The sequence below is a fragment of the Legionella qingyii genome (assembly GCF_003184185.1).
In genome coordinates, this window is sequence record NZ_QHJG01000012.1 from 1 (window position 1) to 1,270 (window position 1,270).

Consider the following 1,270-nt stretch of genomic DNA (forward strand, 5'->3'; position numbering starts at 1 on the left):
AAAAAAGAATAATTTTTTTTGAAGTGCATGAAGATATGTGATCCAATATATTTTCGACATTATAAGGGTTCACCATCATGCACTTGACTGAATTATTACATAAAACTTTTGCGAATAAACTACCTGAAGTTCATAAAACTCGGTTAAAAAGTTTAATGCTTATTTGTGAAAGTACCATTAGGCATAATAAGCTGTATTTAACAGGTCTAGGAAGATCCATTTCGAATAATAATAAAGAGTGTAGTAACATTCAAAAAGTAGACCGTCTTTTAGGAAATGGCCCCCTCCAAGGAGAGCGAAACTCTTTTTATAAGGTGATGATTTCATCAATCATCCAAGAAAATATGCGGCCTTGGATCCACATCGACTGGAGTTGTATTAACCCTGTAACCAATCTTTATGTTTTACGCGCAAGTGTTTCTATGCCTGGACGCGCTATAGTAGTTTATGAGAGATGTTATCCTAAAAAACAAGAAAACAATCACGCAACTCATAAAACATTTTTAAATGAATTAAAAACGCTACTCCCTCAACACGCTAAGCCTGTCATTGTTACTGATGCTGGATTTCGCGCAATATGGTTTGCTCATATTCTTCAATTAGGCTGGGATTTTGTAGGACGATTACGAAATAAAAATGCAATTTGCATGGATAATACATCGGACTGGTGTTTAAGTTCGACTTACTTGAATCAAGCTACTACAAAACCCTCTTATTTTGGATTTGGACGTTTAACCGAGAAAGGCAAAGTACCTGTTCATTTTGTTTTATATAAGCAAAAAGGCTAAAAATAGAACGTCCCTCACACTCGATAAAAAAAGAAAAAAAACGGGTGGCATGGCGGTTCGATATTCTAAAGCCCATAAAGAGCCTTGGTTTCTGGTTACTTCTATGAAGGAAGCATCCACTAACCCTAATCTTATTTGTACTATCTATCGCCAACGAATGCGAATTGAAGAAAATTTTAGAGACACTAAATGTCCCCATTATGGCCTAGGACTTAAAGACAGTCTAACTAAATGCCCTCATCGAATGAATATTCTTCTTCTCATTGCAGCTATTGCTCTATTTACCGCTTGGCTTGCTGGACTTTACACCAAATCAATCGGAAAAGCCTCTGATTTCCAAGCCCAGTCTGCTAAACATACCTCTGTTTTATCCATCGTTTTCCTCGGAAGAAGAGCTTTGAAAAAAGCAATTACTATCTCTCAAGAATTTTTTGAGAAACTTTTAAGCATGCTGTATCAGTGTGCTATTCAGACTCAACAAG

2 protein-coding genes are annotated in these 1,270 nt (G+C 36.2%); both read left to right on the forward strand.

Annotation, left to right across the window (positions count from 1 at the left end; translation table 11 throughout):
- Positions 1 to 77 precede the first annotated feature (77 nt).
- Positions 78 to 788, forward strand: coding sequence for a hypothetical protein (locus tag DGG96_RS20655; RefSeq protein WP_133249328.1), 711 nt, complete (start codon positions 78 to 80; stop codon positions 786 to 788).
- Positions 789 to 837: 49 nt separating this feature from the next.
- A partial coding sequence (locus DGG96_RS08460; protein ID WP_476737563.1) for a transposase family protein occupies positions 838 to 1,270 on the forward strand: 433 nt, incomplete at its 3' end.

Bases quoted from the DNA above. Each gene is read 5' to 3' on its own strand.
- DGG96_RS20655 (WP_133249328.1), top strand. From the start codon at position 78: ATGCACTTGACTGAATTATTACATAAAACTTTTGCGAATAAACTACCT.